Origin of the sequence: Archangium gephyra (genome assembly GCF_049060025.1) — a bacterium.
Taxonomy (GTDB): Bacteria; Myxococcota; Myxococcia; order Myxococcales; family Myxococcaceae; genus Archangium; species Archangium gephyra_A.
This window is the reverse complement of the sequence record NZ_JBMEQQ010000002.1, coordinates 3,227,674-3,248,973: the sequence shown is the minus strand read 5'-3', so window position 1 is coordinate 3,248,973 and position 21,300 is coordinate 3,227,674. Positions and strand designations below refer to the sequence as shown.

18 protein-coding genes, 1 tRNA gene and 2 pseudogenes are annotated in these 21,300 nt (G+C 69.6%); 11 read left to right on the top strand and 10 right to left on the bottom strand.

Features of this window, described 5'->3' with window-relative positions:
* Positions 1–107: 107 nt before the first annotated feature.
* The 5 genes and pseudogenes from fni to ACN28I_RS13910 all read left to right on the top strand — a co-directional run bounded on the left by fni (position 108) and on the right by ACN28I_RS13910 (position 5,701).
* Entirely contained in the window at positions 108–1,163 is a 1,056-nt protein-coding gene (fni, locus tag ACN28I_RS13930; protein WP_420942523.1) for a type 2 isopentenyl-diphosphate Delta-isomerase, read from the top strand.
* Positions 1,164–1,212: 49 nt separating this feature from the next.
* The gene (locus ACN28I_RS13925; RefSeq protein ID WP_420942522.1) at positions 1,213–2,541 is read left to right on the top strand and encodes a hydroxymethylglutaryl-CoA reductase, degradative; all 1,329 of its coding nucleotides are present in this window, start codon (positions 1,213–1,215) and stop codon (positions 2,539–2,541) included.
* A gap of 137 nt (positions 2,542–2,678) precedes the next feature.
* Positions 2,679–3,632, top strand: coding sequence for a mevalonate kinase (gene mvk, locus ACN28I_RS13920; protein ID WP_420942521.1), 954 nt, complete (start codon positions 2,679–2,681; stop codon positions 3,630–3,632).
* Complete coding sequence (mvaD, locus tag ACN28I_RS13915) at positions 3,629–4,621, top strand: diphosphomevalonate decarboxylase (RefSeq protein WP_420942520.1); 993 nt, start codon at positions 3,629–3,631, stop codon at positions 4,619–4,621. Before mvk ends, mvaD begins: the two co-directional genes overlap by 4 nt.
* Positions 4,621–5,701: pseudogene (locus ACN28I_RS13910) on the top strand (mevalonate kinase). Before mvaD ends, ACN28I_RS13910 begins: the two are co-directional and overlap by 1 nt.
* Positions 5,702–5,717: 16 nt before the next feature.
* On the opposite strand, the gene ACN28I_RS13905 reads toward ACN28I_RS13910, so the two are convergent.
* Entirely contained in the window at positions 5,718–6,074 is a 357-nt protein-coding gene (locus ACN28I_RS13905; RefSeq protein WP_420942519.1) for an SPW repeat protein, read from the bottom strand.
* A 156-nt stretch (positions 6,075–6,230) separates the two neighbouring features.
* Between ACN28I_RS13905 and ACN28I_RS13900 the strand changes: the two genes are divergently transcribed.
* The 3 genes from ACN28I_RS13900 (at position 6,231) to ACN28I_RS13890 (ending at position 8,526) form a co-directional block, all read left to right on the top strand.
* Positions 6,231–7,109 (top strand): DUF4846 domain-containing protein, encoded by an 879-nt coding sequence (locus tag ACN28I_RS13900; RefSeq protein WP_420948636.1) that lies wholly within the window; start codon positions 6,231–6,233, stop codon positions 7,107–7,109.
* A 125-nt stretch (positions 7,110–7,234) separates the two neighbouring features.
* Positions 7,235–7,786 carry a PAS domain S-box protein gene (locus ACN28I_RS13895; protein ID WP_420942518.1) on the top strand — a complete coding sequence of 184 codons (552 nt, stop codon included), beginning with the start codon at positions 7,235–7,237 and terminating at the stop codon, positions 7,784–7,786.
* Positions 7,765–8,526, top strand: coding sequence for a sensor histidine kinase (locus tag ACN28I_RS13890; protein ID WP_420942517.1), 762 nt, complete (start codon positions 7,765–7,767; stop codon positions 8,524–8,526). The genes ACN28I_RS13895 and ACN28I_RS13890 overlap by 22 nt, the downstream gene beginning before the upstream one ends.
* 7 nt (positions 8,527–8,533) lie before the next feature.
* On the opposite strand, the gene omp85 is transcribed toward ACN28I_RS13890, so the two are convergent.
* Positions 8,534–9,724 (bottom strand): Omp85 family outer membrane protein, encoded by a 1,191-nt coding sequence (gene omp85, locus ACN28I_RS13885; RefSeq protein ID WP_420942516.1) that lies wholly within the window; start codon positions 9,722–9,724, stop codon positions 8,534–8,536.
* A 168-nt stretch (positions 9,725–9,892) separates the two neighbouring features.
* On the opposite strand from omp85, the gene ACN28I_RS13880 reads away from it, so the two are divergent.
* Positions 9,893–11,491 carry an alkaline phosphatase family protein gene (locus ACN28I_RS13880; protein ID WP_420942515.1) on the top strand — a complete coding sequence of 533 codons (1,599 nt, stop codon included), beginning with the start codon at positions 9,893–9,895 and terminating at the stop codon, positions 11,489–11,491.
* The gene (locus tag ACN28I_RS13875; protein WP_420942514.1) at positions 11,488–12,570 is read left to right on the top strand and encodes a lysylphosphatidylglycerol synthase transmembrane domain-containing protein; all 1,083 of its coding nucleotides are present in this window, start codon (positions 11,488–11,490) and stop codon (positions 12,568–12,570) included. Before ACN28I_RS13880 ends, ACN28I_RS13875 begins: the two co-directional genes overlap by 4 nt.
* A gap of 63 nt (positions 12,571–12,633) precedes the next feature.
* Here ACN28I_RS13875 and ACN28I_RS13870 read toward each other — a convergent pair.
* The 7 genes and pseudogenes from ACN28I_RS13870 to ACN28I_RS13840 form a co-directional block, all read right to left on the bottom strand.
* A tRNA-Leu gene (locus ACN28I_RS13870) sits at positions 12,634–12,717 on the bottom strand.
* 94 nt (positions 12,718–12,811) lie between these two features.
* Positions 12,812–13,189 carry a 2Fe-2S iron-sulfur cluster-binding protein gene (locus ACN28I_RS13865; protein WP_420942513.1) on the bottom strand — a complete coding sequence of 126 codons (378 nt, stop codon included), beginning with the start codon at positions 13,187–13,189 and terminating at the stop codon, positions 12,812–12,814.
* Between the two features lies 1 nt (position 13,190).
* Positions 13,191–15,035, bottom strand: coding sequence for a Fe-S protein assembly chaperone HscA (gene hscA / locus ACN28I_RS13860; RefSeq protein ID WP_420942512.1), 1,845 nt, complete (start codon positions 15,033–15,035; stop codon positions 13,191–13,193).
* Positions 15,032–15,598 (bottom strand): Fe-S protein assembly co-chaperone HscB, encoded by a 567-nt coding sequence (gene hscB / locus ACN28I_RS13855; protein WP_420948635.1) that lies wholly within the window; start codon positions 15,596–15,598, stop codon positions 15,032–15,034. Before hscB ends, hscA begins: the two co-directional genes overlap by 4 nt.
* A 205-nt stretch (positions 15,599–15,803) precedes the next feature.
* The gene (locus ACN28I_RS13850; protein ID WP_420942511.1) at positions 15,804–16,202 is read right to left on the bottom strand and encodes a HesB/IscA family protein; all 399 of its coding nucleotides are present in this window, start codon (positions 16,200–16,202) and stop codon (positions 15,804–15,806) included.
* Positions 16,203–16,231: 29 nt separating this feature from the next.
* Entirely contained in the window at positions 16,232–16,630 is a 399-nt protein-coding gene (gene iscU / locus ACN28I_RS13845; protein WP_047856579.1) for a Fe-S cluster assembly scaffold IscU, read from the bottom strand.
* Positions 16,631–16,739: 109 nt separating this feature from the next.
* Positions 16,740–18,102: pseudogene (locus ACN28I_RS13840) on the bottom strand (IscS subfamily cysteine desulfurase).
* 358 nt (positions 18,103–18,460) lie between these two features.
* On the opposite strand from ACN28I_RS13840, the gene ACN28I_RS13835 reads away from it, so the two are divergent.
* Positions 18,461–20,212, top strand: coding sequence for an SPFH domain-containing protein (locus tag ACN28I_RS13835; RefSeq protein WP_420942510.1), 1,752 nt, complete (start codon positions 18,461–18,463; stop codon positions 20,210–20,212).
* Positions 20,213–20,318: 106 nt separating this feature from the next.
* Here the strand turns inward: ACN28I_RS13835 and map are convergent, their stop codons facing one another.
* Positions 20,319–21,299 (bottom strand): type I methionyl aminopeptidase, encoded by a 981-nt coding sequence (map, locus tag ACN28I_RS13830; RefSeq protein WP_420942509.1) that lies wholly within the window; start codon positions 21,297–21,299, stop codon positions 20,319–20,321.
* Between the last annotated feature and the right edge of the window lies 1 nt (position 21,300).

Here is a 21,300-nt window from a genome sequence, read left to right as displayed (position 1 = left end):
CTTGCGCCTGCCTGCCCTACTTGCTAGGGAATCAAGGATAACGGACACTCTCGACGCATCTGTAATTTTCCAAGCACATGGTTCTTAAAGAGGGCAGGCGGGACGTCATGGATGAGGCGACGGCGAAGCGCAAGGACGCCCACCTCGACCTGTGCGCGACCGGGGACGTCGAGCCGGCGCAGAACACCACGCTGCTGGAGTGTGTGCGGCTGGTGCACTGCGCGATGCCGGAGATGGCCGTGGAGGAGGTGGATCTCTCCACGGAGTTCCTCGGCAAGAAGCTGCGCCATCCGCTGCTGATCACCGGCATGACCGGTGGCACGGAGCGGGCCGGGGTGGTGAACCGGGACATGGCGCTGCTGGCCGAGCGGCACGGGTTGGCCTTTGGCGTGGGCAGTCAGCGCGCCATGGCGGAGAACCCGCAGGTGGGTGAGTCGTTCCAGGTGAGGCAGGTGGCGCCCACAGTGCCGCTGCTGGGCAACATCGGCCTGTACCAGGCGGTGGGGCTGGGCGTGGACGGCGTGCAGCGGCTGGCGGAGGCCATTGGCGCCGACGGCATGGCGCTGCACCTCAACGCCGGCCAGGAGCTCACCCAGCCCGAGGGCGATCGCGACTTCCGCGGTGGCTACAAGGTGGTCGAGGGGCTGGTCCGCGCCTTCGGCTCGCGGCTGCTGGTGAAGGAGACGGGGTGCGGCATCGGCCCCGAGGTGGCGCGCCGGCTGGTGGAGCTGGGCGTGCGCAACCTGGATGTCTCCGGACTGGGTGGCACCTCGTGGGTGCGGGTGGAGCAGCTGCGCGCCACGGGTGAGCAGGCCCAGGTGGGCGCCGAGTTCTCGAGCTGGGGCATCCCCACGGGCGCGGCCATCGCCACCGTGCGGAGGGCCGTGGGCCAGGACGCCCGGCTGGTGGCCTCCGGCGGACTGCGCACCGGCCTGGACGTGGCGAAGGTGCTCGCCCTGGGCGCCGACGTGGCCGGCATGGCGCTGCCCCTCTTCCGCGCGCAGCAGCAGGGCGGACTGCCAGCGGCCGAGCAGGCACTCGCCATCATCCTCGCCAGCCTGAGGCAGGCGCTCGTGCTCACCGGCAGCCGCAGCTGTGCGGAGCTGCGCCAGAAACCCCGTATCGTGGTGGGGGAGTTGAAGGACTGGCTCGCGGCACTGTAGGGATTATTCCCGCGGCTCCGAATTGCCTTCTGTGGTGGAGAAACGACGAATGTCTGAATCGCTGACGTCCCGGTTGTCTGGCTTCCACAAGCTGTCGATGGTCGAGCGCCACGAGAAGCTCTCCCAGATGCTGGGCCTGGACGAAATGGACCTGGCGCAGCTCCAGGGCATCAGCGCCCTGCAGCCGGGTCTGGCGAACAAGATGATCGAGAACGCCGTGGGCACGTTCTCGCTGCCGCTGGGTCTGGGGCTGAACCTGCAGATCAACGGCCGCGACTACCTGGTGCCCATGGCGGTGGAGGAGCCGTCGGTGGTGGCGGCGGTGTCGTTCGCGTCGAAGATCGTCCGCGAGGCGGGCGGCTTCAGCGCCGAGGCCGATGATCCGATCATGATCGGCCAGGTGCAGCTCACCCGGTACGGGGACCCCACCGAGGCGACCAAGCGCATCGTCGCGGCCAAGGAGGCCATCCTCGCGCTGGCCAACAGCTTCCACCCGTCCATGGTGAAGCGCGGCGGTGGCTGCAAGGACATCGAGGTGCGCGTGCTGCCGGCCCCCGAGGGTCCGCGCGGCGAGCCGCTGCTCGTGGTCCACCTGATCATCGACACGCAGGAGGCCATGGGGGCCAACCTCATCAACACCATGGCCGAGGGCGTGGCCCCGCTGCTCGAGCAGCTCACCGGCGGCAAGGTGTTCCTGCGCATCCTCTCCAACCTGGCGGATCGCCGGCTGGCGCGCGCCACGTGCCGCATCCCGGTGGAGATGCTGGCGGACTTCGACATGCCGGGCGCGAGCATCGCCGAGGGCATCTACCAGGCGAGCCGTTTCGCGCTGGCGGATCCCTACCGGGCGGCCACGCACAACAAGGGCATCATGAATGGCATCGACTCGGCGGCCATCGCCGCGGGCCAGGACTGGCGCGCCATCGAGGCGGGTGCGCATGCCTTCGCCTGCCGGGATGGGCAGTACCGGCCGCTGTCGACGTGGCACGTGGATGACGGACACCTGGTGGGCCGCATCGAGCTGCCCATGGCGCTGGGCATGGTGGGGGGTCCCATCAAGATCCACCCGGGCGTGCAGGTGGCCATGAAGATCCTGCGCGTGGAGTCGGCACGCGAGCTGTCCATGGTCTTCGCGGCGGTGGGACTGGCGCAGAACTTCGCGGCGGTGCGCGCGCTGGGCTCGGTGGGTATCCAGAAGGGCCACATGGCGATGCACGCGCGGTGCGTGGCGGTGACGGCGGGCGCGCGAGGCGACTGGGTGGAGAAGATCGCCGAGCTGCTGGTGACGGCGGGACACGTGAAGGTGGAGAAGGCTCGGGAGATCATCGACTCGCTGTCGGAGTCGGACTTCCGCGCGGCCACCGGCACCGACGGGTAAATCACACCCTCTCCCACCGGGAGAGGGCCGGGGCGAGGGTCGGGCGTATCCGGAGGTGAATCCGTGTGCGCCCCCTCTCCCTCTGGGAGAGGGCTGGGGTGAGGGTCTTCCTCACGTCCCAGCCATGACAGGACATCATGGACACGAACAACAGTTCCTCCCTGACCGGCTTCGGCGCGGGCAAGGTCATCCTCCTGGGCGAGCACAGCGTGGTGTACGGCTACCCGGCGCTCGCCGGCCCGCTGTCGCGCGGGGTGACGGCGAAGGGCGAGCCCTCCAACAAGTGCCAGCTCGTCATCCCGGATGCCCTGATGCCCGAGCAGCGCAAGGTGCTGAAGGCGGCCTTCGCGCGGGCGATGTCGGCGTGCGGCGAGCCCGGGGTGAAGGTGTCGTTCGATACGGATCTGCCCCTGTCCATGGGCCTGGGCAGCTCCGGCGCGCTGTCGGTGGCGTGCTCGCGCGTGCTGCTGCAGGCGGCGGGGCGCAGGGGCTCGGCCTCCGAGGTGGCGGCCGTGGCGTGGGAGATGGAGCAGGAGTTCCACGGGACGCCGTCGGGGGTGGACCACACGACGAGCGCCATGGAGCAGCTCATCCTCTACCGCCGCAAGCCGGGCGCGGATCAGGGCCGGGCCAAGGTGGTGGAGAGCCCCAAGCCGGTGAAGCTGGTGGTGGTGATGGCGGGCGCGCGCAGCCCGACGAAGCAGACGGTGGGCGCGCTGCGCGAGCGCCAGAAGCGCTGGTCCGAGCGCTACCAGCGCATCTTCCGGGAGATCGGCCTGCTGGCCTCCGAGGGAGCCGAGGCGGTGGAGGAGGGTGACCTGGAGGCGCTGGGGGACGTGATGAACGTCAACCACGGCCTGCTCGCGGCGCTGGGCCTGTCCTCGCCGGGCCTGGATGACATGGTGCACCGGCTGCGCAACATGGGCGCGCTGGGCGCCAAGCTGACGGGAGCCGGAGGCGACGGTGGCGCCGTCATCGGCCTCTTCAACGAGACGGGGCCGGTGGTGCACGAGCTGACGCGGCTCGGCATCCGGTGCTTCGACAGCCAGCTCGCGGGTCCGCGCAACGAGGGCACCCGGGGGGCGGCATGAAGGCGACCGTCCGGGCACACCCCAACCTCGCGTTGGTGAAGTACTGGGGCAAGCGCGATGACGCGCTCATCCTCCCCCACCAGTCGAGCCTCTCGATGACGCTGTCCCCGCTGTCGGTACGGACGACGGTGGCCTTCGGCGAGAGCTCGGCGGACGAAGTGGAGCTCAACGGCTACGTGGCCAAGGGCAGCGAGCGCGACCGCGTGCTGCGCGTGCTGGACACGGTGCGTGCCGAGGCGAAGGACGCGAAGCTCGGCCCGGCGAGGATGGTGTCGCGCGGGGACTTCCCGGCGTCGGCGGGCCTGGCGAGCAGCGCGGCGGGCTTCGCGGCGCTGGCGGTGGCGGCACGCGCGGCGGCGGGACTGCCGGCGGATCCCCAGGCGGCGAGCATGCTGGCCCGGCTGGGCAGCGGCTCGGCGTGCCGCAGCGTGCAGGGCGGCTTCTGCGAGTGGATGCGCGGCGAGCGTCCGGACGGCACGGACAGCTACGCGGTGCAGCGCTTCGACGAGAAGCACTGGCCGGAGCTGCGCATGGTGGTGGCCATCGTCAGCCGCGACGAGAAGGAAGTGAAGTCGCGCGACGGCATGAAGAACGCCGTGGAGACGAGCCCCTATTACCCGGCCTGGGTGAAGGACGCCGAGGCCGAGGTGGTGCGCGCCCGTGAGTTCCTCGCGAAGAAGGACCTGCAGGCGCTGGGCGAGATGTGCGAGCGCAACGCGTGGAGGATGCACGCCACGTCGCTCGCGGCGGATCCGCCCCTCTGCTACCTGATGCCCAAGACGCTGGAGCTGATCCACTCCCTGCGTGAGCAGCGGAAGAAGGGCGTGCCGGTGTGGTTCACGCTGGATGCGGGGCCCAACCCCTGCATCCTGACGGACGCGGCGCACGAGCTGGCGGCGGAGGCGGCGGCCATGGCGTGCGGAGCCACCGAGGTGGTGCGGTGCGTGCCGGGCGGTGACGCGCAGTTGCTGGCGGAGCACCTCTTCTGATGGAGCGCGCGCTCTCGGCCCCGGGGAAGCTGTTCGTGTCTGGCGAGTACGCCGTGCTGTGGGGCGGCGTGTCGCGCGTGGCGGCGGTGGGCCCGCGGACGGCGGCGCTGGTGCGACGGCGCGCGGACAGCCAGGTGCACGTGTGCGTGGAGGAGGGGACGCTGTCGGGGCGGACGACGCCCCGGGGCGTGAAGTGGGAGCGCGAGGTGCCGCCGGGCTTCTCCTTCGTGGCGCGCACGCTGGACGAGGCGCTGCGGCTGCACGGGCGCGAGTCGGTGGGCTTCGACCTGGCAGTGTCGCCGTCGGCGGTGGATTCCAATGGGCGCAAGCTGGGCATGGGCGGCAGCGCGTGCGCCACGGTGCTGGCGGCGGACGCGGTGCGCTTCGTGCTCGAGGAGAAGTTCGACGCGCTGAAGGTGGCGCTCGTCTCGCACGCGGCGGCGCAGGGCGGGAAGGGCAGCGGCGGCGACGTGGCCGCGAGCTACGCGGGCGGTGTGGTGCGCTACCGGCGCTACGAGGTGTCGGGGCTCATCGAGGCCTCGAGCGCGGGTGGGTATCGCGCGGCGCTGGACGCGGCCCCCACGGTGGACGTGTGGCGCATGCCGGTGCCCAAGGTGTCTCTGGGGTACGCCTTCACGGGGGAGAGCGCCTCGACGCGGGTGCTCATCTCGCAGGTGGAGGCGAAGATGGGCGAGGCGGGGCGCCGGGCTTTCGTGGAGCGCTCGGACGCGCTGGGGCACGAGATTGAAGTGGGCCTCGGGGGCGGGGACTTCCGCGCCTTCTCCGAGGCCGTGCGCGATCAGCACGCGCTGCTCCAGGAGCTGGGCCCGCTGGAGACCGAGCCGATGCACCGCGTGCTGGCGATGGCCTCGGCCTACGGGTGCGTGGGCAAGCAGTCCGGCGCCGGAGGCGGGGATGGGTGCATCCTGTTCGCCCCGGACGCGGAGAAGCGCGCCGCGCTGCTGGAGGGCATCCGCGCGCGGGGCTTCCATACGCTCGAGCCTCGACGTGGAGCCCGGCGTGCGCGGCGAGGCCCAGCCGGACGCGCGGCTGCGCTCCTGGCTCGACGCCTCGAAGTGAGCCGCGGGCCCGGCGGTCAGCCGCGACTCGCTTCGTGGAGCACTTCGTGGCTCGGGCGCAGCGAGAGCTGCCCGGGCCGCCTGGCGGGCATGAGTGACAGCACGGCCACGACGAGCCCCACGGCGATGTTGTGCGCGGTGGGGACGATGTCGTCGCTGTAGCCGAGCACGAACGGCGAGGCGAGGAGCCACAGTCCGAGCGCGGTGTCGACGAAGCGGAAGGCCGGGATGGAGTCGGCCACCAGCACGAAGAGGAAGAGGCAGAGGCCCACGGTGATGGTGTTGGCCCGCGCCTGCGGCGAGTCGAAGCCGAGGATGAGCGGCGCGATGATGAGCCAGACGGACAGCAGGAGGTTCGGCCAGCGAGCCCTCATGGGGGCCTCCTTGCGGCGGGGGTCTACCTGACAAGGTGGGGCGTGCTCCGTCGTGCCCGCAAGGCAGGTCCTGGGCTGATGGAGAGGGCAGGGGAACGGGACCAGGGCTCGCAGGCCGTGTCCCTGCGGAGCATGATGGGAGCGCCCATGAGGAATATGTCCCACCGCCTGTTGCTGCTCGTATCGCTCGCCGCCCTCCTGGGATGTCCGGGAGGGGCGGTGGCCGGTTCCCCCGCGCCTCGTCCGCCCACGAAGGAGGAGCGGGCCCGCTACCCATGGCTCTCCGCTGAGCGCTCGATCCGCCCGCTCGCAGAGGCCATCGCGCCCCCGTCCGGTTACTCGCGGGTGGCCGTCGAGGACGGGTCCTTCGGGGCGTGGTTGCGCGGCCTTCCGCTGCGTCCCCCGGGCACCCCGGTGCAGGACTTCGGGGGGGCGGACATCCTGCCCGGGGACCATGCCGCACTCGCGGCGGTAGCCGAGCTGGACGTGGGCTCGGCCAACCTCCAGCAGTGCGCGGACTCCATCATCCGCCTCCATGCCGAGTGGCAGTGGTCCCGGGGACAGAAGGAGCGCATCGCCTACCGCTTCACCAGCGGGCACCTGGCCTCCTGGCCGCGTTACGCGGCGGGAGATCGGGCCCGCGTGTCCGGCTCCCAGGTGGCGTGGGTGAAGAGCGGGCCGGTGGATGGCTCGCGGGCCTCGTTCCGCGCGTACCTGGACCTGGTCTTTACCTACGCGGGCACGCTGTCCCTCGCCGCCGAGAGGCAGCGCCCCAAGCGCGAGGACGTGCGGCCGGGTGACTTCTTCGTCCTGGGCGGCAGCCCGGGGCATGCGGTGCTGGTGCTGGACGTGGCGCGCAACCCCGAGGGCGAGCGCGTGGCGCTGCTCGGCCAGGGCTTCATCCCGGCGCAGGACTTCCACGTGCTGTCACCGGGCGAGGACGGCCCCTGGTTCTCGCTGGAGGGGGACGAGGTGGCGACGCCCTTCTGGAAGCCCTTCCCCTGGTCCTCGCTCCGCCGGTTCCAGGTGCCCTAGTCCGCGTGCATGCTCCGCTTGCGAGCAGCCCTCCAGGTCTGACCGTCCTCCGGTACACCGTTTAGCTTCAAGGTGTCATGTTCACCGGGCTGAAAGCAGGGCGTGCTTCCACTCCTTGGCGGCCCGTGGCCATCTACGCCGTGGTCGCCGGGTTGTGGATCCTCCTCTCCGACGTGCTTCTCGCGGGGGTGGTCCGGGGCCTGGGCGCTTTCGTCCAGGTGCAGATCCTCAAGGGGTGGTTCTACGTCGCCGCCACCTCGGTGTTGCTGTACGCCCTCATCCGCAAGGACACCGCGGCCCTGCGCGAGTCCGAGGCCCGCCACCGGGCAAGCCTGGAGAGCATGGCCGACGCCCTCTTCCTGGTCGATTCCCAAGGGCGGATCGTGGAGGCGAACAAGGCCGTGCTGACGCTGTTCGGCATAGGGGCGAGCGGGATGCCGGAGGAGCTCGAGCGCTTCATCGAGCTGCTCGACATCCGCCATCCGGACGGACGCCCGGTGGCCTGGAACGATCTGCCCAGCCAGAGGGCCCTGCGCGGCGAGACGGTTCGCGAGGAGGAACTCCTGGCCCGGCATTGCAATGGAGAGACGCTCCACATCAGCGCGACGGCTTCCCCGGTCGCCACCGAGGAGGGGCAGCAGCCGGAGAGCTCGCCGTGGTGGTGCTGCGCGATCTGACCGCGCTCAAGCGCCTGGAGCGGATGCGTGACGAGTTCATCTCCACCGCCGCCCACGAGCTGCGCACGCCCATCACCACCATCAAGGGCTACGCCCAGCTCCTGGATCGCTGGACGCCCGGCGGGCACGATCCTCGCGAGGGCAAGGCCTTCCGCATCCTCAACCGTCAGAGCGATCGGCTCACCCAGCTCGTGCAGGAGTTGCTCGAGGTGTCCCGGCTCCAGCTCGGCCGGCTCGCGTTGCGGCGCCAGCGCTTCGAGCTGGGCGAGCTGGTGGCGGACGTGCTCGAGCGCATGCAGGGCGTGTCCTCCCGGCACCGGCTGGTGCTGCACCAGGAGGGCCGCGTGTTCGTGGACGCGGATCGCGAGCGGATCGATCAGGTGCTGGTCAACCTGTTCGACAACGCCATCAAGTACTCGCCCGAGGGCGGAGACATCGAGGTCCGGGTATCGGCCCGGGACGGCTCGGGGGTGGTGTCGATCCGGGACCCGGGCATGGGCATCCCCAAGGAGCGCCAGGGCCAGCTCTTCGAGCGCTTCTACCGCGCCCATGCCGGGCTCGAGACGGACCGCGGAGGCATGGGGATCGGCCTGCACCTGAGCGAGCAGATCGTCCAACGGCACGGCGGCCGCATCTGGTTCGAGAGCGAGGCGGGAAGGGGCTCGACCTTCTCGTTCAGCCTGGAGATGGCGCCGCAGGCCACACAGGTGCAGGGGCAGGAGCACGAGGCACGGGTGTGAGCCCGGGTCAGAACATGTGGCCGAAGTTCAGGTAGATGCGGTGACGGCCCGACTCCGGGGACATGGCCCAGTCGAAGCGCACCACCGCGGCTCGCCGCGCCAGCCGCAGGCCCGCGCCCACGCCCGGGTGCCACTTCCACCACGGACCGTTCTCCACGCCCGGGTGCCACACCCGCCCCAGGTCCACGAAGGCCACCGCGCCCGCGATGACGGGCGAGCCGAACAGGTTGAAGTCGAAGGCCCGGTAGCGCAGCTCCGTGTTCGTGAACGCCTTGATGTTGCCCGCGAACCGGTTGCGCTCGATGCCGCGCACGCTGCTCATGCCGCCGATGCCTTCGGAGGTGCTCACGCCGCCCGTGTTCACCCACTCGAAGAAGGGCACCTGGCCGAAGAGCATGTCCAGCGTCAGCCGCTGCGCCAGGATGAAGCGCGGGCCCAGTTGCCAGTAGCGCCGCTCGCTCAGCGTCACGCCCGCGTACTGGTAGCGGCTGCCGGTGGCACTGCCCGACACGCGCAGGCCTATCTCCTCCACTCCACCGCGCACCGGATCCGACTCGTTGTCGCGCGTGTCCCAGAGCACGCCCGCGGTGAGCTGCCCCGTGGCCCCGCCCTGGATGCCCTCGGGCTTGAGCTGCGCCAGCACCGAGGCTTCGAACGGATCCACCTCCGTGTACCGCCACGAATAGCCCACGTAGGACTGGAAGGGGTGGTTGTCTCCCCAGGGACGGCCGCGCAGGCGGAACCACGCACCCGGCGCGTTCTTCGTGTAGTTGAAGCGCTCCTGGCTCTCATCGCCATTGAAGTCCTGCGCGGACACGTTGCCCGCTCCATAGAAGGGGCTGCGCAGCTCGCGCCGGTACTCCAGGCGGAACTCCAGACGCATGGGACCGATGAGCCGCGGCCCGTCGTAGCGCAGGTAGTGGCTCTGCTGGCCCCGGCTGGTGAACAGCGCCTGGAGGGAGATGGCGTGCCGGTAGGGGATGTAGCCGGGTGCGTACAGATAGGCGCCCGCCACGCCGCCATACGTGAAGCCCTGATCCGAGTTGTAGCTCACCAGGGGTATCGCGATGGCGTCGATACCTTTCTCCTTTTTCGGCGGTTCCGCCACGGGCGCGGAGGCCGTGGTGGCGGGAAGGGCGGAGGGCGGGGCAGCCGTGGCGGTGGCCAGCGTCGTCAGCAGCAGCGCGGTCGTGAGCATCACCGCTCAAGGTGGCACGCGAAGAAGGGGCCAGACCATCTTGACGTTTGGGGCTCGTGCTCGTCTGGCTGCCCTCCGGCGGACCGCCCCGGAAAGCACGGCTGGTGCCCGCCCGGGTGCGCATCATTTGGGCCGCATCCTGGTGCTGGGGGGAGGGGAGACGAGACCGTGAAAGAAGTCATCAACCCGCAGTTGCAGGCGTGGGCTCGAGACTACGTGTGGCGTGTGGGGTCCAAGGTCGGCCCATTGTCGTCTTCACGCCAACGCAAGTTGCTCGTCGTCCATCTGGACGGTGTACCCAAGGCTCTGTTGGATGAGGCCGTCCGCACCGGGCGGATGCCCTTCCTGTCCAGGCTGGTGACGTCGGGCACCTATGCCCTGGACGGAGCCTTCTGGGGCTCGCCTGCCTCCACGCCCTACTTCCAGGCCGGCTTCCTCTACGGCCTGCGCCATCCCAACCTGCCCGCCTACACCTGGTTCGATCGGGACCTCGGCCGCAAGGTGCAGATGAACACCCCCACGGACACGCTCGCCGTGGAGTCGCGGCTGGGCTGCCGTCCCGGCACCAGTCTGCTGTCCGGTGGCGGGCACACGTACTTCTCGCTCTTCCAGGCCGAGGCCAACAACCGCCTCTGCATGAGCTCGCTGGCCCGCTACAAGGTGATGGTCCGCAGCCTCAAGTACGAGATGGAAGGCATCGTCGCGGCGCGCTCGCAGACGCCCCTCTCGTACCTGCGCTCGTTCGGGCGAGACGCGTGGAACTCCTTCACGGAGATCTACCGCTGGGGCCGGTCGCTCCGTGACTGGCGCCATGAGAGCGGCTTCCTCGTGAGCCGCGTCCTGTTGCAGCGGCTCGGGTGGAGCTTCGCCCACACCAAGGCCCTGGTGGACATGGTGCGCGGCGTGCCCGCCGTCTACCTCGTCTACGGCAACTATGACGAGGTGGCCCACCGCCGCGGTCCGCGCTCGGGTCTGGCGCTCGCGGAGCTGCAACGCGTGGACGCCTACCTCGCCGAGCTCTATGCCGTGGCCCAGACGGTGGAGCCCGGCTACGACCTCGTCTTCCTCACGGATCATGGCCACGTGGACAGCCACCCCATCGAGAAGCGCGGGGGCCAGCGTCTGGAGGACATCCTCCTGCGCGGCGCGCCGCTGCCGTTGTCCGAGGACATCGCCCGGGCGCTGCTCGACGGCCGGCCGCACCCGCTGGACGAGCCCCATGCGCCGCAGGAGCCGGTGGTCATCGAGTCCGGCAACTTCTCCCACGTCTACCTGACGCGCGAGCGCGAGCCGCTCGAGGCCGCGCGGTTGGTGGCGCGCCACCCGGAGGTGCTCGCGAGGGCCATGGGCCATCCGGACATCGCCATCGTGGCGATGCGCCGGGGCGATTCGGCGGTGGCCATCATCGGGGGCGGGGTGTACGGGCCGGACGAGATCGACAGCGCGCCGTTGGATGCGGAGTTCTCGCGCCGCGCGGTGGCGGACTTCCTGCGCGAGCTGCCCCACATGCCCACCGCGGGAGACCTCGTTCTCTACGGCCAGGCGGTGTCCAAGGGCGGCACGGTGGGCTTCGCCTGGGAGTTCGGCTCGCACGGCGGCCTCACGCGCACGGAGACGAACAGCGTCATCTGCTGGCCGAGGAATCTCCCGGTGGACCTGTCCGGGCTGAGCCACGTCACGCAACTGCACGAGCGGCTGTCCGAGGTGTACCGCGACGGGCCCCGGCGCGTGGTGCTCCCCGAGGAGAGGTGGGCGGAGGCGACATGAAGCGCCCGGCGGGCCGGACGTTCCTCAAGGCACTGCTGGTGGTGGTGGGGGTGGTGCTGTCCGTCGCCCTCATCTCCAGCGTCTTCTTCCGGTTCAATCCCGGTGGGGACGGGCCCCTGCTCGTCCCCCGCTTCCCGCTGGAGAAATTCGTCCACGACCTGCCGGGCCACCTGCGGTGGCTCATCCTCTTCATGCTGCTGTCCGCGGCCATCATCCCGCTGCGGGCGGTGCAGTGGCAGAGGACGCTGAGCAAGCCCGTCCCCCTGCTCGAGCGCTACCACCTGGTGGCCATTGGCGCCTTCACCCACAACGCGGTGCCCGGGAAGCTCGGGGACGTCATGCGCTCGTTCCTGATGTCGCGCACCCAGCGCATTCCGTTCCTGCAGTCGCTGGGCTCGGTACTGGTCTGCAAACTGCTGGAGTTCGCCGCGTTGATGGGGCTGTTGGCGGTGTCCTTCCTCGGGCCCTTTGGCGAGACGATGGCCGGGTTCGCCGGCCCGCTGCGAATCGCCGTGGGGGTGTGCGTGGGACTGGTGGTGCTGGTGGTGCTGCTGGCCCACTACGCGCTGCCGCTGGCCCGCGTGTTGGAGCGCAAGCACAGGCTGCCGCGGGCGCGGCACCTGCTGGGGCACGTGTCCGAGGGGCTGGGCACCGCGCGCAGCTTCCGGGGCATGGCCAAGGCGCTGGTCTTCTCCGTCGGGCCGGTGCTGGCGCCCGCCCTGGGCTATGGGTTGGCCCTCCGGGGTATTGGCGTGCACGGAGGCCTTTTCGCCGGTGCCGTCATCCTGGGGGCCATCGCACTCGGTCAGGCGCCCGGGGTGCCGGCGGGCACGGGCATCTACTTCGGGGTGACGAGCGGGGTGGCGAGAGACCTGCTGGGGGCCGCGCCCGAGGACGCGGCGGCCTTCTCCATCCTCACCTGGCTGGGCACCGTGTTGACCCAGGTGGCCGTGGGCGCGCTCTCCGTCCGCTTCCGAGGCATCCGGCTGAAGGACCTCCGCAAGGGCGGCAGCCTGGCGCGTGAGGCCACCAGCCATGTGGCCCACGAGGCGGTGCAGCCCGTCCACACCCCGGGCTGACGCGGGAGTGGGGTGCCGGAAAAGAAAAAGGCCCCCGGCTTTTCAGCCGGGGGCCTTTCTCAGTGCCCAGGAGAGGACTCGAACCTCCATGCCCTTGCAGGCGCTAGACCCTGAATCTAGTGTGTCTACCAATTCCACCACCTGGGCAGGCGGTGCTTTTCGCTCGGCGGTGCGTTGCGTCGCGTTGACGGGAGCGGTGTATAGATGCCTGAACCGTCCCCGTCAAGCACATGTTTCAACATCACTTCTTCAACGGCCATTTCCCCTCGGATTCGAGCCGGCGCCGGACGGCGGGGTTCTCATCCATGTAGGCCGTGAGGGACTCCTCGGTAATCTCCACGAAGATGTCCTCATTCCCCAGCTCGGTCTGACAGGACAGGCGGGAATACGGGCGGACGTCGAAACCCATGTCCAGCCGGTCCATCTCCTGGTCCGTCTGTTCGGAGAGCGACTCAAGGCCCTTGCGCACCCAGATGTGGCAGGTGGAGCAGGCGCAGACCCCGCCGCAGGAGTGACCCACCTGGGCGCCCGCCTTCTCGGCGGCGTCCAGCAGCGTGGTCCCCGTCGTCACCTCCACGGTGACGTCGTCCAGGGGGCTCTTGAAGTGGACCTTGGGCACGTCAGAACTCCTCGACCGAATGGCCCGCGACGACCTTCGTCAGGGCCTGGTTCATCACCCGCTCGACGAACGGCTTGCACACGTCGTCCAGGGCATGGATGGCTTCCTTGAGGGCGTGGTGGTCGTTCCCCTGGGCCACCTCGCGCACCTTCGCCATGGCCGCTTCGATGGAGGCCCGCTCCCCGTCCACCAGCAGCTCCCCGTGCTCCCCGAGCTGCCGCTGGGCCTCGGTGAGGACGCGCTCGGACTCCACCCGCTGCTCGCGGAGCTGGCGCACCTGCACGTCGTCCTCGGCGTGATCGATGGAGTCGAGCAGCATGTTCTCGATCTCCTCGTCCGTGAGGCCGTGGCTGGGCTTCACCGTGATGGACTGGGTGGTGCCGGTGCTCTGCTCCTTGGCCGTGACGGCGAGGATGCCGTCCGCGTCCACCTGGAAGCGCACCTCCACGCGGGCCATACCGGCGGGCATGGGCGGAATGCCACTGAGCGTGAAACGGGCGAGGCTCCGGCAGTCCTCCACCAGCTCGCGCTCACCCTGGAGCACGTGGACGTCCAGGCCCGTCTGCCCATCCTTGAAGGTGGTGAAGACCTGGGCCGCGGCGGTGGGGATGGTGGAGTTGCGCTGAATCAGCTTCTCCACCAGGCCGCCCATCGTCTCCAGGCCGAGCGACAGGGGGATGACGTCCAGCAGGAGCACCTCGTCCTGCCGGTCCACGTTGGTGAGCAGGTCCGCCTGCACGGCCGCCCCGAGGGCCACCACCTGATCCGGGTCGATGTCGCTGAGCGGCTCGCGGCCGAACTGCTCGGCCACGAAGCGGCGCACGGCGGGCACCCGGGTGGCGCCGCCCACGAGGATGATGCCGTCCAGCTCCGTGGCCGCCACGCCCGCGTCCTTGAGGGCCCGGCGGCACACCACGCCCGTCTTCTGGATGAGCGGGCGGATCCACTCCTCGAAGTCCGAGCGCTTCAGCGTCTGCCGGTGCGTGCCCGCGGTGAGCTCCACCTCGGGCGCATCGGTGAGGGCCTCCTTGGCCTTGCGCGAGGCAGCCAGCACCTTGGCCACCAGGGAGGGGGTGGGGGAGGACTGGCCCATGGCCTCCAGCACGCGCTGGGCGATGGCCCGGTCGAAGTCGTCGCCGCCGAGCGCCGAGTCACCGCCGGTGGACTTCACCTCGAAGACGCCGTCCACCAGCTTGAGGATGGAGACGTCGAAGGTGCCGCCGCCGAGGTCGTAGACGGCGTAGGTGCCCTGGCTGCCCTTGTCGAGGCCGTAGGCGAGCGCCGCCGCGGTGGGCTCGTTGAGCAGGCGCAGCACCTCGAGGCCCGCGAGCCGGCCCGCGTCCTTGGTGGCCTGGCGCTGGGCGTCGTCGAAGTAGGCGGGCACGGTGATGACGGCCTGCTCCACCCGGCCGGCGAAGTGGCTCTCCGCCCGGCGCTTGAGGGCGCGCAGGATTTCGCCGGACACCTCGATGGGCGTCACCGGCTGGCCGCCGGCCACGTCGAAGCGCACCACCTTGCCGCCCGTGACGAACTTGTAGGCGCCCAGCTTGCGCGTCTCCGCGTCCTCCGGGCTGCGGCCCATGAAGCGCTTCACGGAGATGATGGTGTCCGTGGGGTGCTCGGCCGCGAGCGGCTTCGCCCGCGCCCCCACCACCACGCCGCCGTCCTTCCCGTAGTGCACCACGGAGGGCAGGAGGTTGGACTCTCCCTCGTCCGCCGCCAGACACCGGGGCTTGCCCTGGATGACGCTCGCCACCAGCGAGTTCGTCGTTCCCAGGTCGATTCCCACCGCGTGCCCCTTGGGCTTCAGGGGATCGTGAATCTGCAGGTAGCCGTTCTTGCTCACGACAGCATCTCCTCCTCGAACGTCTCCACCTGCTCGAGGAAGCGCGTGAAGTACCTCACCCGTCCCAGCGCGTGCGACGCCTTTTTCACCGATGACTCGACCGGGGGGCCCTTTTCCAGGGTGCGGAGCGTGTCCACGGCCTCCTGGAGGGCGGCCTTGCGCCGGGCTTCCACATCCGTGCCCATCTTCCGGGCCCGCTCCAGGTTCTTCGCTTCCATCGCCTCGTCGAGCGCCTCGCGCAGCTCCATGACCTCCTCGAGGAACTCGAGGGGCATCTCCTTCTGCGCTCCGGCGTCCTCCCGCTCCAGGTCCACCCCGTGCAGCTTCAACAGGTAGAAGGCCCGCTTCGTGGGGTCCTTGAGCGTCTTCGCCGCCTCGTTGAGCGCCGTCGTCTGCTCCAGCGACAGCCGGCGCTCGCGCGCCTCGGCCTGCGCGAAGCGGTCCGGGTGCAGCTTCAGCGAGAGCTCCCGGTACTGGCGCTCCAGCGCCGCCACGTCCACGTCGTACGCCCGGGGAAGACCGAAGACGTCGAAGTGCGTCGCTCCCGGCGGCCGGGCCGCGATCTTTCCGCAGGCCGGGCAGAACGGGCGCCCTTGCGTGTCCTTCTCACAGTTCCAGCACTTCACTTCGGTGTCCCCTTTCCGGGGGAAAGCGAAAGGGCCCGGCTTTTCGCGGCCGAGCCCCCAGTGACTCTCTCACCCCGGGTTGGAAGCCGGGGTCCGTGGCACCCTCACCCCGACCCTCTCCCGAGGGGAGAGGGGAGGATTCTCAGACGGAGAAGCTCTCGCCGCAGCCGCACGAGCCCTTCACGTTCGGGTTGTTCAGCTTGAACCCCGAGGCCATCAGCGTCGACTCGTACACGATCTCCGTGCCGAGCAGATACAGGTAGCTCTTCGGATCCACGAACACCCGCACCCCGTCCCGCTCGAAGATCTTGTCCTTCTCGCGCGGCTTCTCCGCCCACTCCATCACGTACGCCAGCCCCGAGCACCCGCCGCCCCTCACCGCGATGCGCAGCCCCGCCTCGGGCGTGCGCCGCTCCTCCAGCAGCTTCTTGAGCTGCTCCACCGCGCTCTCGTGCACCGTGATGCCTCGCGCCGGCTTCGCGGCCGTGGCGGCAGGCGCCGTCGGCGTCTGGCTCGTCTGATTGGTCGCCTGCTCGTTCATCACGTGCCTCCTCCTTCAACCCGTCCTGCTCAAGCCTTCTGCTGCCGCGCTTCGCGCTTCTTCTTGAAGTCGTCGATGGCGGCCTTGATGGCGTCCTCGGCCAGCACCGAGCAGTGGATCTTCACCGGCGGCAGCGCCAGCTCGCGGGCCACGTCCTTGTTGGAGATGGTCATCGCCTGGTCCACCGTCTTGCCCTTCACCCACTCGGTCACCAGCGAGCTGGACGCGATGGCCGAGCCGCAGCCGAACGTCTTGAACTTGGCGTCCTGGATGATGCCGTCGTCGCTGATCTTCAGTTGCAGGCGCATCACGTCGCCGCAGGCCGGCGCCCCCACCAGGCCCGTGCCCACGTTGGGGTCGGCCTTGTCGAGCGTGCCGACATTGCGGGGGTTCTCGTAGTGGTCGATGACCTTGTCGCTGTAAGCCATGGTGTTCCCTTACCTATATGAAGCCTTGTGGCCGGGTCCGTTTGCCCGGCAACCGTGCCGGGGCGGGGGCCCGCTCGCCCTCCGAGCAGGGGAGGGCCTCAGGACGGGGCTAGTGCGCCGTCCACTCGATGCTCTTCAGGTCGATGCCTTCCTTGGCCATCTCGTACAGCGGGCTCATCTCGCGCAGACGGTTCACCTTGTCCACCATGAGCTTGATGACGTAGTCGACCTCTTCCTCGGTGTTGAAGCGGCCCAGGCCGAAACGGATGGAGCTGTGCGCCAGCTCCTCCTCCACACCGCACGCGCGCAGCACGTACGAGGGCTCCAGCGAGGCCGAGGTGCACGCCGAGCCCGAGGACACCGCGACGTCCTTGATGGCCATCATCAGCGCCTCGCCCTCGACGTAGGCGAAGGAGATGTTGAGGTTGCCCGGCAGCCGGTGCTCCAGCGAGCCGTTCACCGTCACCATGTCGAGCTGGTCCGTAATGCCCTTGCGCAGCTTCTCGCGCAGGCGGAGCAGGCGCGCGGACTCGTCGGCCATCTCCTGGCGGGCGAGCTCCGCCGCCTTGCCGAAGCCCACGATGGCCGCCACGTTCAGCGTGCCCGAGCGCATGCCGCGCTCATGGCCACCGCCGTCGATGATGGGGGCGATGCGCACGCGCGGCTTGCGGCGCACGTAGAGCGCGCCCACGCCCTTGGGGCCGTACATCTTGTGCGAAGTGATGGACGCCAGGTCGACGTGCATCTCCTCCACGTTGAACGGCACCTTACCGAGCCCCTGCACCGCGTCGCAGTGGAAGAGGATGCCCTTCTGGCGGCACAGCTTGCCGATCTCCGCCACTGGCTGCACGGTGCCGATCTCGTTGTTGGCGAGCATGATGGAGACCAGGATGGTCTTGTCCGTCATGGCCGCCTCGAGCTTCTTCAGGTCGATCCGGCCGTCCTTCTCCACCTCGAGGTAGGTGACGCGCGCGCCCCCGGTGGGCATCTCGGCCCACTGGCGGTACACGGCGTCATTGTCGAGGTCGTGCTTGATGGAGAAGCTCGGTGAGGTGGTCGCGCGACACGGGCGCGCCGGTGAGCTGCGCCAGCCGCATCTGCTTCAGCTCGTCCAGCCGCTCCTGGCGGATGCGCTCCAGACGCTTGCAGGTGTCGAGCACCGCCTTGTGCTCGGTCTTCAGGGTGATGATGTGATCACCCTTCTCCTTGTAGAACTCGACCACGCCCTTGATGGCGAGGTTGTCGGACTCGGTGGCGCCCGAGGTGAAGACGATCTCCTTGTCGGACGCGCCGATGAGGGCCGCCACCTGCTTGCGCGCCACTTCCACCGCCGCCTCGGCCTTCCAGCCGAAGGGGTGATTGCGCGACGCGGCGTTGCCGAAGTCCTCACGGAGGTACGGCATCATCGCCTCCAGCACCCGCGGATCCATCGGGGTGGTGGCGTGGTTGTCCATGTAGATGGGCAGCTTCAGCATCTCGGTAAACCTTCCGGGCGGCTGTCCGTCCGCTCGCACCGGGCGCCGGATAACCCCGCGTGCTCTCTAGGTGGTCCTACATGGACACACCTAATGTGGACTGGACCGGTCAAATATAAAAGAGGGCCCCCCCCGGTCAAGACGACATAAGGAGCGGGCCTCCCGGTCTCTTTCAACCACGAATCGGACCAATTCAGTCCTCTATCACGGATCGCGCCGGAGCGGGGCGCTCCACTTCGGGGCAGGTGCGCCAGGGTGGAACACCCCGGGTGGCCAAGTGCGCGATTTCAGGGCAACGCGGGGTTGGCCAACAGACTGCAATTCCGGGAGTCCGAGACTTCCGGAGGGCACGCCGATGAGCACGAACGAGAAGCGCGCAGTGAAGCTGAACGCCGTGGGGGCCATGGAGCTGTCGGTGGGCGGGAGGAACGAGCTGGCGCGCAGTGGAGGGGGCGAGCCGCCGAACGGGGGAGGAGAGGACCCGCGCCGGTACGCGCAGGGGGGTTGGAGGGCGGGCAAGCCGGAGGAGGACCCGGAGAAGATGAAGAAGTGGGGCCTGGTGACGGCGCGGCCGAGCGAGTTCCTCATCCACATGCGGCGGGGCCGGGTGCGGGAGGTGAGCGGGCAGGGCGCCTCGTGCTTCAAGCTGCCGGGCGACGCGGTGGCGATCGTCCCCACGAGCGTGCAGCGGCTGCAGTTCACCGCGGACCAGGTGACGAACGAGAAGGTCGGCGTGCAGGTGACGGGCCTGGCGGTGTACCGGATCGTCGATCCGCTGGTGGCCTTCCGGATGCTGAACTTCTCGTTCCCGGAGCGGGCGCAGCAGAAGCTGGCGGACCTGCTGCGGGAGATGTTCGTGGGCGCGGTGCGCCGGCTGGTGGCGAACCTGTCGGTGGAGGAGTGCCTCTCCAAGCGCAAGGAGGGCATCGCCACGGAGCTGATGCGGGAGATTGCGCCGGTGGTGTCGGGGAAGGGGAGGCCGGAGGACCGGACGGACTCGGGATGGGGCGTGGTCCTGGACACGATTGAAATCCAGGACGTGCGGGTGCTGTCGGAGACGGTGTTCGCGAACATGCAGGCGCGCTTCCGGGAGGAGCAGGAGCGGGTGGCGCGCGAGGCGGAGCTGTCGAAGGAGCGCTCCATCCAGAGGGCGGAGGCGGAGGCGGAGCGGCAGATCGCGCTGACGCGGCTGGAGACGGAGGAGGAGGTCCGGCACAAGCGGCAGGAGGCGGAGGAGCAGGCGAAGCTGGAGGCGCTGGCGGTCGAGTCGCGAGTGGAGGAGGCGCGGGTCGCGAAGGAGCGGAGCACGCGGCAGGCGCAGGTGTCGCTGGAGCGTGAGACGGCGCTGACGAAGCTGAACGCCGAGCTGGAGGTGAGGGAGCAGAAGACGAAGGCGGAGGAGGCGCAGAAGCTGGCGCAGCTCGAGGCCGAGCGGAGGATGTCGGAGGCGAAGCTGGCGCAGGAGCGGGCGCTGGCGGCGTCGAGGGCGCAGGCGGAGCTGGAGAAGCTGAAGCTGGAGCAGCAGGCGCAGGCGGCGAAGCTGACGAACGAGCGGGCGTTGGCGGCGGCGAAGGCGCAGGCGGAGCTGGAGCGGCTGAAGCTGGAGCAGGAGGCGGAGGCGGCGCGGCTGGCGCACGAGCGGCAGATGGCGGCGGTGAAGGCGGAGGCAGAGCTGGAGAAGCTGCATCAGGAGCAGCAGGCGCAGACGGCGCGGCACGGGGCGATGATGGCGGTGCTGCAGCAGGAGGCGGAGCGGGCGAGGGCGCAGGCGAAGGTAGCGGAGGCGCGGTGCGCGATCGCGGAGGCGGAGCTGGCGATGGCGGAGATGGACGCGCGCAAGGCGCGGATCACGCAGGATCCGGAGCTGGCGAAGGTGAGGGCGCTGAAGGAGATCGACAACACGCTGTCGCCGGAGGCGATCCAACTGGTGCTGGCGCAGCAGTTGCCGCAGGTGGCGGCGGCGTTCCAGCAGAAGATGGGGGAGGTGCACGTGACGGCGGTGGATGGAGCCAACCCGTTCGGCTACATCGCGGCGGCGGTGGAGGGCGTCATGGGCCTGGCGCGCTCGGCGGGCCTGCAGGTGCCAAAGAAGGACCAGGCGGTGTAGCCCCCCAAACCCACCCAAGAACCACTCCCTCTCCCCTCGGGAGAGGGTCGGGGTGAGGGTGCCCGGACCCCAGGTTGAGCCCGGTCACCCCGTCAAGACGTCACCGTCACACCAGGGTCAGGATCTCCGCCCCATCCCGAGTCACATAGATGGTGTGCTCGAACTGCGCGGACCGCTTCCCATCCGCGGTGACCACGGTCCACCCGTCATCCCAATCCAGGTGCCGGATGGAGCCCATGGTGAGCATGGGCTCGATGGTGAAGAACATGCCCTCTTCGATGACGTCGGTCGCGTGGTAGTCGAACGTATGGTTGACCTGCGGCTCGAGGTGGAAGATCTCCCCGATGCCGTGGCCGCAGTACGACTGCACGACGCCGTAGCCGTACCGCTTGGCATGAGCCTCGATGGCGCGGCCGATGACGTTGATGGGTAGCCCCGGCTTGACCGCCTCGATACCCAGCATCATGCACTCGCGAGTCACCCGGAGCAGCTGCTCGGAGGCGGCGTCGATCTTGCCCACGGGGAAGGTGGCCGAGCAGTCCCCATGCATCCCATCGAGGTAGATGGTGATGTCGAGGTTGACGATGTCCCCGTCCTCCAGGGCCCGGCTGTCCGGGATGCCGTGGAGGATGACCTCGTTGACGGAGGTGCAGAGGGACTTGGGGAACCCGTGGTAGTTCAGGGTGCTGGGATACCCACCGCGGCGGATGTACTCCTCGTGCGCGAGGGCATCGATCGCATCCGTGGTGACGCCCGGCTTCACGGCGGCGCCGGTGACCTGGAGGACCTCGGCGGCGGCGCGGCAGGCCTTGCGCATGCGCTCCAGCCGGGTGGAGGGATCTCCCTTCGCGCCAGGACCGGGGCGGCCCGTGTCGGCGTAGTCGGGCCGGGGGATATGGGCGGGCACGGAACGGCGGGGGCTCACCGCGCCAGGCTTCACACGCCGGGAGACGGGGATGGGCGCGCGGGCCTGCGAGTCCTCGCCGCGGTGGCACTTCTTGTACTTGTTCCCGCTGCCGCACCAGCAGGGCTCGTTGGGACCGGGCAGCTTCGCGGGGGCCGCGAGGGTCGTGCTGGATGTACTCATG

Coding starts and splice junctions, on each gene's coding strand:
- fni (WP_420942523.1), top strand. CDS start 108: ATGGATGAGGCGACGGCGAAGCGCAAGGACGCCCACCTCGACCTGTGC.
- ACN28I_RS13925 (WP_420942522.1), top strand. CDS start 1,213: ATGTCTGAATCGCTGACGTCCCGGTTGTCTGGCTTCCACAAGCTGTCG.
- mvk (WP_420942521.1), top strand. CDS start 2,679: ATGGACACGAACAACAGTTCCTCCCTGACCGGCTTCGGCGCGGGCAAG.
- mvaD (WP_420942520.1), top strand. CDS start 3,629: ATGAAGGCGACCGTCCGGGCACACCCCAACCTCGCGTTGGTGAAGTAC.
- ACN28I_RS13905 (WP_420942519.1), bottom strand. CDS start 6,074: ATGAGGGCTCGCTGGCCGAACCTCCTGCTGTCCGTCTGGCTCATCATC.
- ACN28I_RS13900 (WP_420948636.1), top strand. CDS start 6,231: ATGTCCCACCGCCTGTTGCTGCTCGTATCGCTCGCCGCCCTCCTGGGA.
- omp85 (WP_420942516.1), bottom strand. CDS start 9,724: ATGCTCACGACCGCGCTGCTGCTGACGACGCTGGCCACCGCCACGGCT.
- ACN28I_RS13875 (WP_420942514.1), top strand. CDS start 11,488: ATGAAGCGCCCGGCGGGCCGGACGTTCCTCAAGGCACTGCTGGTGGTG.
- ACN28I_RS13850 (WP_420942511.1), bottom strand. CDS start 16,202: ATGAACGAGCAGGCGACCAATCAGACGAGCCAGACGCCGACGGCGCCT.
- iscU (WP_047856579.1), bottom strand. CDS start 16,630: ATGGCTTACAGCGACAAGGTCATCGACCACTACGAGAACCCCCGCAAT.
- ACN28I_RS13835 (WP_420942510.1), top strand. CDS start 18,461: ATGAGCACGAACGAGAAGCGCGCAGTGAAGCTGAACGCCGTGGGGGCC.
- map (WP_420942509.1), bottom strand. CDS start 21,299: ATGAGTACATCCAGCACGACCCTCGCGGCCCCCGCGAAGCTGCCCGGT.